16 protein-coding genes and 1 pseudogene are annotated in these 14,840 nt (G+C 63.6%); 10 read left to right on the forward strand and 7 right to left on the reverse strand.

Annotation, left to right across the window (positions count from 1 at the left end):
* Positions 1-8: 8 nt before the first annotated feature.
* Positions 9-764, reverse strand: coding sequence for a DUF899 domain-containing protein (locus tag ASE36_RS03075; protein ID WP_062275488.1), 756 nt, complete (start codon positions 762-764; stop codon positions 9-11).
* Positions 765-814: 50 nt separating this feature from the next.
* Here ASE36_RS03075 and ASE36_RS03080 point away from each other — a divergent pair, with 50 nt between their 5' ends.
* On the forward strand, positions 815-1,261 hold the full coding sequence (locus ASE36_RS03080) for a MarR family winged helix-turn-helix transcriptional regulator (protein ID WP_062275490.1): 447 nt from the start codon (positions 815-817) through the stop codon (positions 1,259-1,261).
* A 9-nt stretch (positions 1,262-1,270) separates the two neighbouring features.
* Here ASE36_RS03080 and ASE36_RS03085 read toward each other — a convergent pair whose 3' ends face one another.
* Positions 1,271-2,269, reverse strand: a complete 999-nt coding sequence (locus ASE36_RS03085; protein ID WP_062275492.1) for a helix-turn-helix domain-containing GNAT family N-acetyltransferase — start codon at positions 2,267-2,269, stop codon at positions 1,271-1,273.
* Between the two features lie 153 nt (positions 2,270-2,422).
* Here ASE36_RS03085 and ASE36_RS03090 point away from each other — a divergent pair, with 153 nt between their 5' ends.
* Positions 2,423-3,076 (forward strand): pyridoxamine 5'-phosphate oxidase family protein, encoded by a 654-nt coding sequence (locus ASE36_RS03090; protein WP_062275494.1) that lies wholly within the window; start codon positions 2,423-2,425, stop codon positions 3,074-3,076.
* 110 nt (positions 3,077-3,186) lie between these two features.
* Here the strand turns inward: ASE36_RS03090 and ASE36_RS03095 are convergent, their stop codons facing one another.
* The gene (locus tag ASE36_RS03095; RefSeq protein WP_062275495.1) at positions 3,187-3,609 is read right to left on the reverse strand and encodes an organic hydroperoxide resistance protein; all 423 of its coding nucleotides are present in this window, start codon (positions 3,607-3,609) and stop codon (positions 3,187-3,189) included.
* A 139-nt stretch (positions 3,610-3,748) separates the two neighbouring features.
* On the opposite strand from ASE36_RS03095, the gene ASE36_RS03100 reads away from it, so the two are divergent.
* The 5 genes and pseudogenes from ASE36_RS03100 (at position 3,749) to ASE36_RS03120 (ending at position 7,605) form a co-directional block, all read left to right on the forward strand.
* Positions 3,749-4,207, forward strand: coding sequence for a MarR family winged helix-turn-helix transcriptional regulator (locus ASE36_RS03100; protein WP_062275496.1), 459 nt, complete (start codon positions 3,749-3,751; stop codon positions 4,205-4,207).
* Positions 4,208-4,310: 103 nt separating this feature from the next.
* On the forward strand, positions 4,311-5,192 hold the full coding sequence (gene bla, locus ASE36_RS03105; RefSeq protein ID WP_062275497.1) for a class A beta-lactamase: 882 nt from the start codon (positions 4,311-4,313) through the stop codon (positions 5,190-5,192).
* Positions 5,189-5,563 (forward strand): hypothetical protein, encoded by a 375-nt coding sequence (locus ASE36_RS03110; protein ID WP_062275498.1) that lies wholly within the window; start codon positions 5,189-5,191, stop codon positions 5,561-5,563. The genes bla and ASE36_RS03110 overlap by 4 nt, the downstream gene beginning before the upstream one ends.
* 71 nt (positions 5,564-5,634) lie before the next feature.
* Complete coding sequence (locus tag ASE36_RS03115) at positions 5,635-6,996, forward strand: DUF2254 domain-containing protein (protein WP_062275499.1); 1,362 nt, start codon at positions 5,635-5,637, stop codon at positions 6,994-6,996.
* 80 nt (positions 6,997-7,076) lie between these two features.
* Positions 7,077-7,605: pseudogene (locus tag ASE36_RS03120) on the forward strand (NADPH-dependent FMN reductase).
* 130 nt (positions 7,606-7,735) lie between these two features.
* Here the strand turns inward: ASE36_RS03120 and ASE36_RS03125 are convergent.
* From ASE36_RS03125 to ASE36_RS03140, 4 genes are all read right to left on the reverse strand, one after another.
* Positions 7,736-8,443 (reverse strand): L,D-transpeptidase, encoded by a 708-nt coding sequence (locus ASE36_RS03125; protein WP_062275500.1) that lies wholly within the window; start codon positions 8,441-8,443, stop codon positions 7,736-7,738.
* 157 nt (positions 8,444-8,600) lie between these two features.
* The gene (locus ASE36_RS03130) at positions 8,601-9,428 is read right to left on the reverse strand and encodes a L,D-transpeptidase (RefSeq protein ID WP_082510782.1); all 828 of its coding nucleotides are present in this window, start codon (positions 9,426-9,428) and stop codon (positions 8,601-8,603) included.
* 89 nt (positions 9,429-9,517) lie between these two features.
* The gene (locus ASE36_RS03135) at positions 9,518-9,775 is read right to left on the reverse strand and encodes a cysteine rich repeat-containing protein (RefSeq protein ID WP_062275501.1); all 258 of its coding nucleotides are present in this window, start codon (positions 9,773-9,775) and stop codon (positions 9,518-9,520) included.
* Between the two features lie 77 nt (positions 9,776-9,852).
* Complete coding sequence (locus tag ASE36_RS03140) at positions 9,853-10,155, reverse strand: hypothetical protein (RefSeq protein ID WP_062275502.1); 303 nt, start codon at positions 10,153-10,155, stop codon at positions 9,853-9,855.
* 190 nt (positions 10,156-10,345) lie between these two features.
* On the opposite strand from ASE36_RS03140, the gene ASE36_RS03145 reads away from it, so the two are divergent.
* The 3 genes from ASE36_RS03145 to ASE36_RS03155 all read left to right on the forward strand — a co-directional run bounded on the left by ASE36_RS03145 (position 10,346) and on the right by ASE36_RS03155 (position 14,817).
* Positions 10,346-11,065, forward strand: a complete 720-nt coding sequence (locus ASE36_RS03145) for a response regulator (protein ID WP_062275503.1) — start codon at positions 10,346-10,348, stop codon at positions 11,063-11,065.
* Positions 11,065-12,462, forward strand: coding sequence for a sensor histidine kinase (locus tag ASE36_RS03150; RefSeq protein WP_082510784.1), 1,398 nt, complete (start codon positions 11,065-11,067; stop codon positions 12,460-12,462). Before ASE36_RS03145 ends, ASE36_RS03150 begins: the two co-directional genes overlap by 1 nt.
* Before the next feature lie 132 nt (positions 12,463-12,594).
* Positions 12,595-14,817, forward strand: coding sequence for a methyl-accepting chemotaxis protein (locus tag ASE36_RS03155; RefSeq protein WP_062275504.1), 2,223 nt, complete (start codon positions 12,595-12,597; stop codon positions 14,815-14,817).
* Positions 14,818-14,840: the final 23 nt, after the last annotated feature.

Raw genomic sequence — 14,840 nt, forward strand, 5'->3', positions numbered from 1 at the left:
CCCTCCCCTCAGTGGCAACAACCGGCCGCCGCGGCCGGCTTCTCGACATACTCGTCCTTGCGCTTGACGAAGCTCAGCGTGCCCGTCTCGTTTCGGCCGAACGGGGCGTGGTCGAGGATCATCAGCGTGCCCAAGGCTTCCTCGCCACCGCGGGCATATTGCGAATAGGTGTGGAAGATCTGGCCCTGCTCATCCTTGTAGAAGGCCGAGAGACCGGGCAGTTCGTCATGCGCCTGTTCGCTCGGCGTCTGGCGGAAATTGTAGGTGACCGAGCCGGAGGCCAGCTGCTCCTTGGTGAAGGAAACGTGGAAGTCGAAGTTGAAATCGCTGCCGTTGGACGACACCCAGGGGAAGTGCCAGCTCATGCGGCGCTTGTAAGCCTCGATCTTGTCGAGGGGCGCGCGCGAGACGGTCATGAAGGTGACGTCGTGATTGTTGAGATGCGGCAGCATGCCGTCGATGTGATCGGCGAAGAAGGAGCAGCCAGGGCAGCCGGCATCCCAGTCGGGACCGAACATGAAATGGTTGATCATCAGCTGGCTGCGACCCTCGAAGAGATCGGCCAAGGTCTTTGCGCCCGAGGGTGTCTGGAACCGGTAGTCCTTCTCCACCCGGACCCAGGGAAGCTCAAGGCGCGCGGCATTCACCCGGTCACGCTGGCGGGTTAGTTCCTTTTCAGCCAGCAACAAGGCCTTGCGAGCCTCCAGCCACTCCTCGCGCGAGACGATGCGGGATGGAGCCTGCGCTTTAACAGCATATTCCATTGTTCTGATCCTCCTCTTGACATTTACGTTGATATCAACATATTTAATCCATGTCAAACCTGCCTGTGATTCCCTATTCCACCACCCTTCATGTGAAGGACACCTGCCTTTGCCTGCATGCGCAGCGTGCGGCGCGCGCGCTGGCGCGTCGTTTCGATCTGGCGCTGAAGCCGGCGGGGGTGACCAACCAGCAATTCTCCCTGATGATGGCGCTGAACCGGCCGGAGCCGCCGGGCATGGGTCCTGTTGCGAAGCTCCTGGCCATGGATCGCACCACGTTGACGGCAGCGCTGAAGCCGCTTTCGGCGCGCGGCTGGGTGGCGGTGGAGCCGGATCCGAAGGACAGGCGCGGCAAGCTGCTGCGGCTGACGCTCGAAGGGGCGCAGGCGCTTTCGGGCGCCGTGCCGATCTGGAAGCGGGTGCATGGCGAGATCGAAGCGGGCCTGACGAGCGATCCGCAGGCGCTGCGAACGGGGCTTCTCGAGGTCAGCCTGTAAGCGCCTAAGTTAGGCCCGTTCGGTCGATAGAGGCTCGGGACGCTGCCGCGTGAACCTCTGCTCCAGAACTTCAATCCCCCATTGATCACCCGGCCGCTGCTCGGCAAGGGCGAAGCCATGCGACTCATAAAGGTGGCGGGCGGCGGCGAGGCCGTCGAAGGTCCAGAGATCCGTGCGCGCGAAACCCTGCGCGTCGACGAAGGCGAGCGCCTTTGCCATCAGCCTGCGGCCGAGACCTGCGCCGCGCAGGCTGTCATCAAGGATGAACCAGCGCAGATGGGCAATCGAGGGGCCCCTCCCCTCTGTGCGACTTTTGTCCGGATCGTGACCGAGATCCTCGCCATCGATGGCAATCGAGCCGAGGATGCGGCCGGCGCGCGTGACGGTCCAGACCTGGTTGCCCGGATGATTGAGACGGTTGCAGAAATCGGCCAGCCCGCCGGCCACCACCGCTTCGAAGGCTCGACCGAAGCCGGCGGTGCGGGCGTAGTAGTCGATATGCATCTGCGTGATCCCGGCGATCAGGCCCGAGTGGTAACCGGTCACGATCTCGACGGGGGCTGCGGCGGCGCCCGTCTCCGGCGCCAGCGCCTGCGCATAGAGCTGCAGGCCATCGAGCACGGTCTGGTGGCGCTCCGGCTGCAGCCGGTCGAGCGCGCCCGCCACCTGGCTGCGGGCAAAAGCGTGGATGGCGGCAACACGCTCACTGCCTTTTTGCGTCAGTGTCAGCCGCTTGACGCGCTGATCGGCGGCATCCGGCGTCTCGCGCAGATCACCTGAGAGCACGAGCTTGCGCAACAGCCGGCTGACGCTGGACTTGTCGAGCCGGAGCAGATCACAGAGCGCAGCGGCGGTGATGCCCGGCTGCTGCCCGACCTCGATCAGCGCGTGTACGGATGATGGCGGCAGATCGGTGCCGGCAAAGGCACCGCCCATGAAACCGAGGGTGCGGACGAGTTTCCGCGACTGCGCACGGATATCGTCGATCAGGATGGGCTGGATCGTCATCACGCGGCTCTTTCGTTGCACGATGCAACTATATGCAAGCCCGTCTCCGCTGCAAGCCTTGATGTGCCGATCTGTTGAAGCGAGAGCTCCGGTATGGTACAACCTCTTATGAGGTACGTACCTCAGAATCAGGGAACGAGGGAGGAATTTTCAATGTCAGACGGTTATCAGTGTCATCCGGAACACGTGATCGGGGACGAGACGCAGCTTCGGGCTCTGTTCGAGCCAACGCATGATCTGGCCCTAAGGAAATGTCAGAGCAGGCTCGGTGTTCACGCGCAGGCCTTTATCCGGCGCTCGCCGTTCCTGTGCATCGGCACGCAAACTCCTAAGGGCAAGGCAGATGTCAGCCCGCGCGGCGATCCTCCGGGTTTCGTCGAAATCCTCGATGCGCAGACCATTGCCATTCCTGACCGGCCGGGCAACAACCGGCTCGATACATTGTCCAACATCATCGCCAATCCGGCGGTCGGGCTGCTCTTCGTCATTCCCGGCTTCGACGATACGCTTCGGCTGAACGGCCGGGCAAGGCTCAGCACCGATCCTGCCCTCCTCAACCGCATGCCGGTGAATGGAAAGCTGCCCAAGCTTGCGATCGTGGTTCAGATCGACGAGGTGTTCCTGCATTGCGCCAAGGCGTTTCGCCGCTCGCAATTGTGGGACCCGGCGGCTCGGCAGGAGCGCAGCGAGTTGCCGTCGCTGATGAAGTTCATTCTGGACGACATTGACAGCGCACCCAAGGATGCGGACGAGATGCGCAAGCTCGACGAGGGTCTGGAGCAGGACTATCAGGCGTCGATGTATTGAGGCGCCGGAGCAGATGCCCGTGTCGCCGCCCCTGTCCCCTGCCCCACGCAAAAAAGGCCGGCTGAGTGCCGGCCTTTCGCGGTGGATCATCTCTTCTGTCGACGGTCGGATCAGCGAACCGAAACAGGCACTTCGGTCGAGGTGCGCATGGCGTGGCTGTAGGGGCAGACGATGTGTGCGGCTGCGGCCAGGCGCTCGACCAGTTCGCGATCAAGGCCGGGAACTTCGACGGTAAGCTTCACTTCGATGCCAAAGCCGCCGCCGTCTTCGCGCGGGCCGATGCCGACATCGGCGTGGACCTTCGCGTCCTCAGGGATCTTCACTTTTTCCTTGCCGGCGACGAACTTCAGAGCGCCGAGGAAGCAGGCCGAATAGCCGACGGCAAAGAGCTGCTCGGGATTGGTGCCGGTCGCGCCATCGCCGCCGAGTTCCTTCGGGGTGGTCAGCGTGACATCGAGAACGCCGTTGTCGGTAACTCCGTGGCCGGAGCGGCCGCCGGTTGCATGGGCATGTGCGGTGTAGAGGATTGCCATGGGTGTTCTCCTTGTCTGGGTTTCGATGGATCTTACATAGAGCACAATTGAGTTGCGCGCAATTGATTTTTGCACATTGCATCTCGAAAGGCTTTTCGCCATGGTGAAACCATTATGCCCCTCTGGAGGTTCCTGTGAGATGAACAGCGATCTCGACCTGGAAAAAGAGCTGACGCTCGACAAGCAATTGTGCTTTGCCCTTTACGGGGCGGCGCATGCGTTTACGCGCGCCTACAAGCCGCTGCTCTCGCCGCTCGGCCTCACCTATCCGCAGTATATCGTGATGATGGCGCTGTGGGAGGAGGACGATCTTCCGGTGAAAGGGCTGGGCGAAAAGGTGGGGCTGGATTCGGGCACGCTGTCGCCGCTTCTGAAGCGCCTGGAGCAGGTGGGCTATGTCTCGCGCCGCCGAGATGTGGCAGACGAGCGGCAGGTGTTCATCACGCTCACCGCAGAAGGCCGGGCGCTGAAGGCGCGGGCCGTCGGCGTGCTCCGCGCCATCGGCGGCCAGACCGGCTGCGATATCTCCGAAATCGAAAGCCTGCGCGACAGCCTAAAGCGGCTGAAGACGCAGCTCGAGGTGCTAGACGCCACCTGATTTCCGGTACTCGGCCATAGGAGGTTGTGGACAGCCACAATCTTGCCCGCTCGCGGTCGGCTTTGGTCTGCACAGGCGAAGGTCACTGCTGTGGAGATTGCCGATGAAGCTGCCCCTTCGCCTGAACCTTGCCCTGCCCCTTGCTCTTGCCATCGCTCTGCCGGCTCTGCTGCTACGGCCGCCTGCAGCGTCCTCCGCCGACGACCCTGTCACGGCTGCGGCGCGCCATATGGAACGTCAGCTCGGCGGGCGTCTGGGGCTGATGGTGGTAGACACACAAACCGATCGGCACTGGGCCTACCGCGCCGACGAGCGCTTTGCCATGGCCAGCACCTTCAAGGCACTGGCCTGTGCCGCCCTGCTCGATGCCGGAGAGGCCGTTCAGGGGCGCTCGATGACGATCGACGCGAAGGATCTGCAGACCTATTCGCCGGTAACAGGCAAGAAGGTGGGAACGGCCATGACGGCGGCCGAGCTCTGCGCCGTCACGCTTGCCACCAGCGACAACACCGCCGCCAATCTGGTGCTGGAGGCGCTGGGCGGACCGAAGCGGGTGACCGCCTTCCTGCGCTCTGCCGGGGACATGGTCACGCGTCTCGACCGTACGGAGCCCACACTCAACGAGGCAAAACCGGGCGATCCGCGCGACACGACGACGGCGCAGGCGATGGTCACCACGATCGGTGACCTTTTGCTGGGCGACACGCTGAGCGCCGATGCGCGAGGCCGGCTGACAGCCTGGATGGAAGCCAATGCCGTGGCGGACGGGCTGTTGCGCGCCGGCGTGCCGAAGGATTGGCGGATCGCCGATCGCACCGGCGCCGGTGGACACGGGACGCGCGGCATTGTCGCGGTGATGTGGCCGCCCGGACGCCTGCCGGTGGTGGCGGCGATCTACGTGACGGAGACGGAGGCTTCGATGGCCACACGCGATGCGGCCATTGCCGAGATCGGACGGGTGATTGCAGCCGAGGTGGTGCGATGAGCCGGAAAACGGCGCGCGCGGAGACAACTCTGCGCCTTCTGTTGGCGCTGGTCTGTAGCGCCGCCGTTTTCGCCGACGCGCGTGCGGAAGACGAGGCCGGTGAAACGGAGGGCACGCGTTCGGCCTGGCAGATCAAAAAGTGCGAGGTCTACCGGCAGGCGCTGACCGAGATCCTCGATCATGTGGGGCGCGACGGCGTGTCGGCCTCGTTCCTGGAGCGCAATCGCGAATACATCGACAGCGGCTGCCTCGCCGCCGTCGATGCCTGCCCGCAGACGGACAAGGATGTGGAGATCGCCAACGGACTGACGATCGCGACGATGAATGCGGGGGCCGCAAGCTCGTTCAGCCCGTTCCGCTGCCGGTCCTGACGGGCCGACGACCGCCGCGCCCGTCTCCAGCCGCTGCCGGATCGAATGGAAGACTGGCGCGTTGTGGAACAATGGACAAGACGCGCAATTTCCTCGCCCTGATCAAAGGCAAGCTCTGGCTGTTGCCCCTAATCCTCACGCTGGGATCGGCGATCGTGGCGGTCATTCTGATCCTTTACGGCAACCACTTCGTCAGCTCCGGCGACGGGAACCTCTGGTGGCTCTATAGCGGGGATGCCGAAACCGGGCGGCAATTGCTGAGCAGCCTTCTCTCCGGGCTGATGACCATGACTTCGCTGGTCATCTCGGTCACTTTCGTCATCCTGACGCTCGCCGCCAACCAGCTCGGGCCACGGCTGATCTCGCGGTTCATGGCGGACCGGCAGATCCAGACCGTGCTCGGGCTGTTCATCGGCACCATCCTCTATCTGATCCTGGTGCTGCGCAGCGTCACCGACAAGTTGGGTGAAGAGGGTGTGCCCCATCTCGCGATCACCACCGGCAGCGCGCTCACCGTGCTCTGCCTGCTGGCGCTGTTGTTCTATATCCACAAGGTGGCCCGCTCGATCATCGCCGACAATATGGTGCAGGCGCTCTATTCGGACATGCTGGCGACGATGGACAGCGTCCTGCCGCCGAAGGACACGCCGAAGCGGGAACCGCTGGGCGCCCGCTTTGCCGGCCCCCGCCATTCACTGGCGATCGGGACGGTCGGGCATGTGCAGGTGGTCGGTTATGCCCTGCTGCTCGATCTGGCGGTGCGTGAGGACATTCGCATGACTGTGCATGTGCGGGCGGGGCAATATCTGCTGGCGAAGGGCGATCACGTGACCGTCTTTGCGTCGGAAGCGCCGGAGGACGACACGCTTTCAGCCATCCGGGCTGCCTTCACCATCGGCTCCGAACGCACGCCGGCGCAGGATCTGGAATTCGGCATCCGGCAGCTCACCGAAATTGCCGTGCGCGCGCTTTCGCCGGGGATCAACGACCCGTTCACTGCGCTTGCCGTCATCGACCGGATCAGCGCCATCATCGAAGGCCAGATCGGCCGGGCGGTGCAGCCGACCGAATATCGCGACGATGACGACGATCTGAGACTGATCGTCAGCCGAACCGATCTCAGGCGGCTGATGGATGCCGGCTTTCGACCGATCCGCCAGGCGGGGGCCGACCATCCGGCGATCCTGGCGCGTATGGCGATCCGGCTCGCTGATCTCGCCGTCGCCGACATGCTGGATGCTGAACGGGCGGCCCTTTCTGCCCAGATCGAAGCACTCGCCCAGGCAGGGGAAGCCTGTGCCTGCATTCCGGTGGATCGCGACGAGATCCGCGCGCAGGTCGAGGCGGCGCGCAGCCGGATCTCGGACACCGATCGCCACGCCGATCCGGCTGCTCCCGTTCCACCGTCGAGCAATCGTGTCGAACCGGCCTAGCAGACGGCCTTGCCGGCTGCGGCTCACCTTACGGTCAACTCGCCCTTGCTCCGTCACGGGGCGTGGGGTAGTCGTGGCACATGAAAATTCTCGCCATCTCCGGCAGTGCGCGCGGCAGTTCGACCAATACTGCGATGCTTCAGGCTGTGGCAGAGATCGCCCGGCCCGCGCATGACCTGACCGTGTTTTCCGGTCTTGCAGCGCTCCCCGTGTTTTCGTCCGATCTCGAAACCGCGCGGCTTCCGGATCCGGTTCTGGCGTTTGTCGACATGATCCGCCGAAAACGACGGCCTCATTATCGCGAGCCCCGAATATGTCAGGTCGATCCCGGGCGGCTTGAAGAATGCGATCGACTGGCTGGTGTCGCGTGACGAGATCATCAACAAGCCGGTCGCCTTGATGCATGCGTCCCATCGCGGCGACGACATGCTCGATCAACTGCGGATCGTACTTTCCACGGTCAGCGCAAGGTTTTGCCAGGAGCTGTTTCTCAGGTTCCCTCTGATGAAAATGGCGCCCGACGACATTCAGCGCAAGCTTTGCGAACCGGCAAACCGGGAGAGCGTGTCCGGCTTCCTGGCAGACTTCGCCGCGTTTTCCGCGCGATAATCCTTGTTCGACCTGAGACACGGGGCATGCGTGTCGCCCTCCCCCGCAAACGACAAGACCCCGCCAATGATGGCGGGGTCTTGTGCTCGAAAAGTTCAACTGAGCAGGCGCGTGCCGGGAACGGCTCCGACTACTGCCGGACCACGATCTTGGCCTTGGTCGGCACGCGCTCGTAGAGATCGATGATATCGTGGTTGAGCAGGCGGACGCAGCCCGATGACACGGCCTTGCCGATGGAGTTCCATTCCGGATTGCCGTGCAGGCGGTAGAGCGTGTCCTGGCCATCCTTGAAGATGTAGAGCGCACGGGCGCCGAGCGGGTTCATGAGGCCCGGCTGCATGCCACCATTGCGCGACGAATACTGCTCCAGTTCCGGCTGCCGGGCGATCATTTCGTCCGGCGGGGTCCATTTCGGCCATTTCTGGCGCCACTGGATGACGCCGGCGCCGCTCCAGGCAAAGCCTTCGCGGCCAATGCCGACGCCGTAGCGCATGGCTGTACCACCGGGCTCGACGAGATAGAGGAAGCGGCCGGGGGTGTCGACGACGACCGTGCCCGGGGCTTCGCCCGTGGGGTCCATGACCTGCTGGCGATAGAAGCGCGACGGAATCTTCCAATAGGGGACGGCCGGGATGACAAAGCCGCCGTCATAGATCTCGCCATACATGGCGTCGAGTTCGGGCGTGCGGCCGGCAGGGGCGGCCGGCAGGACCGGGCCGTCGAGGCGAAGCCCCGGAGGCAACGGCCGCGAGGTGGAGCAACTGGCAAGCAGGCTTGCGGCGCCGAGTCCTGTCAGAGACAGCAGAGAGCGGCGCGTCAGTGGATGTGCGGGGGACATATGATCAACGATTTCCTGTGGCAAAGCGGCGGAAATAAGACGCCGGAGGCGGCGCTTTGTTCCGCGATGGTGCGATGCAAACAGGAAAGGAGCGGTTAACGCAACCGCTTGGCCCCTTCACGTTTTGGAGAGAGGGGTACGTCGCAAATGAGTGTCGCTAAATGACAACAATCGGCGTGCGATCAGGCACGCGGTCGAAGAGATCGATGACATCCTGATTGAACATGCGCACGCAGCCGGAGGACGTGGCCTTGCCGACGGACTGCCAGTCCGGCGTTCCGTGGACGCGGTAAAGCGTGTCCTTGCCGTTCTGGAAGATGTAGAGCGCGCGGGCGCCGAGCGGATTGTTGAGGCCGGCGACGAGGCCGCCACGTTCGGCCGAGACCATTTTCAGGCCTGGCTGGCGGTCGACCATCTCGTCTGAGGGTGTCCAGTGCGGCCATTTCGCCTTGCGCTGGATGACGCCCCTGCCCGACCAGGCAAACCCATCCTTGCCAAGGCCGACGCCGTAACGGATCGCCTTGCCCCCCGGTTTGACGAAATAGAGATAATGCGCCTTGGTATCGACGACGATGGTGCCGGGCGCTTCCGCCGTCTCGTAGGAGACCTCGTTGCGCAACAGGCTCGAATCCACCCGGTCGACCGGAATGGCCGGCAGCGTGTGGCCATCATCCGACATCACGCCATACATGACCTTGTGCAGCGGATTGGAGACCGGCAGGCCATAGGTCTGGTGGAACTGGGTCTGGTAGAGATCGCGCTTGCGCGGGGCGGTCTGGTCGGCGGCAGGCGGCGTGCGGGCCGGGTCATACCATACGGGCGCGACTTCATCCTGGAAGACGTCGATGTTCATGCGGCTGGTATCCTGGACGAGGATACAGCCGGACAGGGAGGCCGTCAGCGCCGTGCCGAGACCGAGCGCCAGCGCGCGCCGCGCGATCGAAGACTGCGGCCTTGCGGAGGAAGAGCGGGAAAGCTTGGACATGCGGCACCGATTCAGACTGAGATCTTTGTCGGCACCCTTTCAGGCGCGGCTGGCGCGAAGCTTATGTCGGGGCTGCTCCCGTGCGGGTTTTACGGTTGCCGCGCCGCCTCGATCGTCGTGCGGCATTGCGGCTGCAACTCGGCGCGGTGGTCGATGAGGCAGAGATAGATCCGGCCTTCGCCGCGCTTCACATTGGCGCAGAAGCGCTCGATATCCGGCCGGCAGAGACGCGCGGCCTCCATGAGTTTTGCCCGGCCCTCCGGCGTGAGGGTGAGGCCCTGCTGGGCTTGGGCGGAGGCGGCAAAGGCCAAGAAGAGCGCGAACAGGGCGAAAAACTGTCGGGACATGGGTGGCTCCAGGATTGAATGGAAGAAAGACCGGACGACAAACTTGGGGAGAGTGCCGTCCGGCCTTCGGGCAGCGTTCAGCGGGACACGCTGCCCGTGACAGTGGCAGAGCCACCGTTCGAACCGCTGTAGACCTTGGTGCGGCTGCAGTTCTGGCGGCTGGCGTCACAGGTGACGGTGGTGTTGGCGCTCAGCGAGTTGCCCTGCGGTCCCGTTCGCACGGCACTGCGGGTGCAGACACCGGAGGCGCAACTGCCGGAAGCGGACAAATGCGACGTGCCATAGGGGCTGGTGACGGTGCGATTGCGGCTCCAGGCGGCGGCTTCGGAGACGAAGGCGAGGCTCATCAGGGCGGAAAGCAGAAGGGCGGTCTTGGTCATCGGATCAGTCCTCGTTTCTGTTGCACGACGCGGCGGGTGCGGGGAGCGCCCGGCTGTGGGGGACAGGCGCCGCGTCGTCGAGGATGAGGATGCGGCCGCTATTTTGCCCGCAGATAAACCGAATGTAGCAATTTGTATCAGCGCATCGCGGTGGCTTGATTTCAGCCCGGCCCGCCAGCATGCTTTGCCCATGTCACACCCTGCTCCGACCATTCTGCTCGTCGATGACGACCCCGATATCCGCGAACTGGTCGGGGCGCTGCTGGAGCGCGAAGGCTTTGCGGTAATCCCGGCCGAAAGCGGCGCGGCCATGGATGTGGCCCTTTCGCGTGGAATGCCGGATCTCGTCGTGCTCGATCTCATGCTGCCGGGCGAAGACGGACTGTCGATCTGCCGGCGACTGCGCGCCACCTCGACCGTGCCGATCCTGATGCTAACGGCGAAGAGCGACGAGACCGACCGCGTGGTGGGGCTGGAACTCGGCGCCGACGACTATCTCAGCAAGCCGTTCGGGCCACGCGAACTTCTGGCGCGGGTGCGGGCGCTCCTCCGCCGGGCCAGGCTCAACGAGCAGATGCGCCAGCCAAAGGTTCGGCGCTTCGCCTTCGACCGCTTCATCCTCGACCTCGACGCACGCATCGTCACCCACGAGGGCGAGCCGGCGGGGCTGACCAGCGCGGAATTCGACCTGCTCGCCTGTTTCGTCGAGCATCCGCGCCGCGTTCTGTCGCGTGACCAGATCCTCGACTATGCCCACGGCCGGCAATCCGACCCGCTGGACCGGACGGTGGACATCCTGGTGTCGCGGCTGCGGCGAAAGCTGGAAACGCTCGATCCGCAGAGCCGCCTCATCACCACCGTGCGCAATGGCGGCTATCTGATGACGGCGACCGTTCGGCAGGCGCCGTGATGGAAAGGCTCGGACTTTCGGCACGGCTGATGGCGATTGCGTTCAGCGCGCTTCTGGTTCTGTGGCTGCTGGTGCTTGCAAGCTATTATCGCGGCAATGCGGACATCGAGCCAAACCCGACGCCCGAGCGGCTTGCGGCGCTGACCGAGCTTCTATCACAGGCGGATGGAGCGGGACGCGCCAGACTGATCACGGCGATGGAAGGGCCGCAACTCGCGCTGTCGCTGCAGGCGGCCCCCGAGGCCGGCGGACTGACGGGGGTCGGACGCGACGTGACGGGGCGGCCTGATCTTTCTGCCTATCATGCGGCTCTCGGGCCGGCGCTGCTTTCGATCCAAGTTTCCGAGCCCGAGGGCAATCGTCCGAGGCTGTTGCAGTTTCTCCGGCGCAATCCCTTGCCGCTCGCCTTCGAGATCCGTCTGGAGGACGGCACAGTGTTGAGCGCCGAGGCGCGCATGCCGCCGGGGCTCACGCTTTACGGGCTGCCGGTCGGGCTCGGGGCCGGGCTTCTCGGCACACTGCTGGCACTGGCTGTGCTTCTTCTGGTGCAGAGGGAGATCCAGCCTCTGGTGACGCTGGCGCGGGCTGCTGACCGTATGGAGCCCGGCGGACCGCCGGTACCGCTGCCCCCGACGAGCGGCCGAAATCCGGATGTACGCCGGCTGATCCAGGCCTTCGGGCGATTGCAGGACCGCTTGCAGACCCTGATGAAGACCCGCCTGGCGCTGATCTCCGGCGTGCAGCACGACGTGCGCTCATTCGCGACGCGGCTGAGGCTGCGGGTGGAGGCAATCCCCGACGAGCGCGACCGCAGCCGCGCCGTCAAGGACATCGAGGACATGATCCGGCTCCTGGACGATGCGCTGCTCAGTGCGCGCGGCTCCGAGGGAAGCCTTGATGAGGAACTGATCGACCTCGTCGACTTCCTCAAGTCGGATATCGGCGATCTCAAGCGAAGCGGAACGCCGGTGGATCTGCACAGCCTGCCCGCAGGAGAGGTTCCTGTTCTGGCCGACAGGCTGGCGCTGCGGCGGATGGTCGGCAATCTCGTCGACAATGGCGTCAAATACGGAGAGCGCGCCAAAGTCTCGCTCGGCCGGGACGGACGATGGGCAGTAATTTGTGTCAGCGACGAGGGTCCGGGGATTGCTCCTGAGGACCGGCTCCTGCTGCTTGAACCCTTCACGCGCGGCGAGCCGTCTCGGGCCCGCAAAACGGGCGGTGCCGGCCTTGGGCTCGCGATTGTGAGAGCCCTGACGGAAGCGCAAGGCGGGACGATCGAGATCGGGGATGTCAATCGTTGCGAACAGACGGCGATGGACGGTCAGGAGGCCGCTTCCGGGCGCGGTGCATGCGTATGCATCCGGCTGCCGCTCTTCGAAAACTCGTATGAATAATCACTCATTCAACTCAAGGATGAACAAAAAAAGTCACGTATGTGCGGAAGCCCAGTGGATAGCTTCAGCCTTTGTTAAAGCTCATCCTTAAACATAGGTTCACTGATTCAACCTTAGGGGGCTTTGCATTCCATGCTCAACAACATGAAGATCGGCCAGAAAATCTATCTGGGCTTCGGCCTGGTGCTGCTGGTCCTGTGCGCCATCGCCGCGAGCGGCATTTTTGCCAATATTACCAACAAATCCATGTTCGGCGACTATCGCAGTGCGGCCAAGCAGACCAATGGCGCCAGCGCGGTCCAGGCGAGCATGCTGCAGACGCGCCTGAACTTCCGCAAATATCGCGCCGAGCCGAAGCCTGAGGCGCAGGAAGCGGTGGTAACAGGACTGGAGCAGACGAAGGCAAATATCGATGCCTTGACAGCGCTGACAACAGATCCGGCCGTGAAGACGCAGACCGCGAGCCTGCCGCCGCTGGTGGATACCTATGGCAAGGCCTTTGCGCAGGTGGTCGAGCTGCAGAGCCAGCGCGACACGATAGTCGACGACGTGTTCAACGTTCTCGGTCCGGAGATGTCGGACGAACTCGGCGTTATTGCCAAGCGCCTGGAGGATGACGGCGATCTCGCTTCGGCTGCGATCATCGAGGACGCAAAATATGCCATTGCAACGATGCGCCTCGGCACCAACAAGTTCCTGCTGAAGAACGACAAGTCTTCGCATGACAAGGCGATCGAGGCCGCCAAGGCCGCCGTTGCCAGCCTGCAGCAGGCGATGCAGGTGGTAAAGACCGATGGCGATCGCAAGTCGATCGAGGAGGTTCTGGGCGACTACACCGAATATGAAGCCGGGCTCGAGAAAATCGACGACGTCATTCTCGCCCGCAACGACTTGATCGACAACACGATGAACCCGACCGGGGAAACGCTGTCCAGCACGCTGGAACAGATGAAGGGCGAGTTCAAGAAGACACAGGACACGCTCGGTCCGGAGATCCAGTCGACGATGGAACGCGGCGTGGTCACCGGCATGGCGCTGGGTGCCATCGGCATTCTGCTCGCCGCTACCATCGCCTTCGTCATTGCCCGTGGCATCACCCGTCCGATCGGCGCAATTACCCAGGCCATGGGGTCGCTTGCTGACAACAAGCTCGACACCGAAATTCCCGGCCTCGACCATAGAAGCGAAATCGGCCTGATGGCGAAGGCGGTCGACATCTTCAAGCAGAATGCGATCAAGATCCGCCAGCTGGCGGCGCAGGAAGCGGCGCTGCAGGAAAAGAATGCCGACCTGCAGTCGAACATCGCGACCGTGGTCAATGCCGCTGTCGCCGGCGATTTCTCGCGCCGGATCACCAAGCGCTACGATAATCCCGACCTCGATGCCTTCGCGACCAATGTCAACACGCTGGTGGAATCGGTCGACAAGGGCATTGCGGAAACTGGTCGTGTGATCTCGGCGCTGTCGCAGGGTGATCTGACCGAAAGCATGGAAGGTCATTATCAGGGCGTGTTTGCCGAGCTGCAGAGCAATGTGAACGAAACCATGACCAGCCTACGCCGGCTGATGGAAGAAGTGCGCCAGTCGTCGGATGCGATCAATGGCGGGGCAGACGAAATCCGCGACGCTTCGAACGATCTCTCCAAGCGCACCGAAACCCAGGCCGCTTCGCTGGAAGAGACCTCGTCTGCTCTCGAGGAAATTACGGTTGCGGTGAAGACCTCGACCGAACGGGCACAGGAATCGAGCCGCATGGTGGCCGATGCCCGCCAGTTCGCCGAGCGCTCCTCCGGCGTGGTGGAAGACGCGACCGCCGCCATGAGCCGAATCGAGCAGGCCTCGAACGAGATCACGCAGATCATCAACGTGATCGACGAGATCGCCTTCCAGACCAACCTTCTGGCGCTCAATGCCGGTGTCGAAGCCGCGCGTGCCGGTGAAGCCGGCAAGGGCTTTGCGGTCGTGGCCCAGGAAGTCCGCGAACTGGCCCAGCGCTCGGCGACGGCTGCCAAGGACATCAAGGCGCTGATTAACAAGTCGGGCGAAGAAGTGCAGACCGGCGTTCGTCTCGTCACCACGACCGGCGACGCACTGCGCGAGATCCAGACGCGGGTCATCGGCATTGCCGGCCAGGTCACCTCGATTGCGACGGCTGCCCAGGAACAGTCGACCGGGTTGCACGAGATCAACACGGCGGTGAACCAGATGGACCAGATGACCCAGCAGAATGCCGCCATGGTGGAAGAGGCTGCGGCCAGCACCAACCGTCTGGCGGACGAGACCGCACATCTGAAGGCACTGATCTCGCGCTTCAAGGTGCACAAGGCAGGCATGGCGACGCGCCGCGCGGCTTGAGCGTTTCACCTTAATTCTCTCAA

Source organism: Rhizobium sp. Root274 (assembly GCF_001429245.1).
Taxonomy (GTDB): domain Bacteria; phylum Pseudomonadota; class Alphaproteobacteria; order Rhizobiales; family Rhizobiaceae; genus Allorhizobium.

Coding starts and splice junctions, on each gene's coding strand:
- ASE36_RS03075 (WP_062275488.1), bottom strand. CDS start 764: ATGGAATATGCTGTTAAAGCGCAGGCTCCATCCCGCATCGTCTCGCGC.
- ASE36_RS03080 (WP_062275490.1), top strand. CDS start 815: ATGTCAAACCTGCCTGTGATTCCCTATTCCACCACCCTTCATGTGAAG.
- ASE36_RS03085 (WP_062275492.1), bottom strand. CDS start 2,269: ATGACGATCCAGCCCATCCTGATCGACGATATCCGTGCGCAGTCGCGG.
- ASE36_RS03090 (WP_062275494.1), top strand. CDS start 2,423: ATGTCAGACGGTTATCAGTGTCATCCGGAACACGTGATCGGGGACGAG.
- ASE36_RS03095 (WP_062275495.1), bottom strand. CDS start 3,609: ATGGCAATCCTCTACACCGCACATGCCCATGCAACCGGCGGCCGCTCC.
- ASE36_RS03100 (WP_062275496.1), top strand. CDS start 3,749: ATGAACAGCGATCTCGACCTGGAAAAAGAGCTGACGCTCGACAAGCAA.
- bla (WP_062275497.1), top strand. CDS start 4,311: ATGAAGCTGCCCCTTCGCCTGAACCTTGCCCTGCCCCTTGCTCTTGCC.
- ASE36_RS03110 (WP_062275498.1), top strand. CDS start 5,189: ATGAGCCGGAAAACGGCGCGCGCGGAGACAACTCTGCGCCTTCTGTTG.
- ASE36_RS03115 (WP_062275499.1), top strand. CDS start 5,635: ATGGACAAGACGCGCAATTTCCTCGCCCTGATCAAAGGCAAGCTCTGG.
- ASE36_RS03125 (WP_062275500.1), bottom strand. CDS start 8,443: ATGTCCCCCGCACATCCACTGACGCGCCGCTCTCTGCTGTCTCTGACA.
- ASE36_RS03130 (WP_082510782.1), bottom strand. CDS start 9,428: ATGTCCAAGCTTTCCCGCTCTTCCTCCGCAAGGCCGCAGTCTTCGATC.
- ASE36_RS03135 (WP_062275501.1), bottom strand. CDS start 9,775: ATGTCCCGACAGTTTTTCGCCCTGTTCGCGCTCTTCTTGGCCTTTGCC.
- ASE36_RS03140 (WP_062275502.1), bottom strand. CDS start 10,155: ATGACCAAGACCGCCCTTCTGCTTTCCGCCCTGATGAGCCTCGCCTTC.
- ASE36_RS03145 (WP_062275503.1), top strand. CDS start 10,346: ATGTCACACCCTGCTCCGACCATTCTGCTCGTCGATGACGACCCCGAT.
- ASE36_RS03150 (WP_082510784.1), top strand. CDS start 11,065: ATGGAAAGGCTCGGACTTTCGGCACGGCTGATGGCGATTGCGTTCAGC.
- ASE36_RS03155 (WP_062275504.1), top strand. CDS start 12,595: ATGCTCAACAACATGAAGATCGGCCAGAAAATCTATCTGGGCTTCGGC.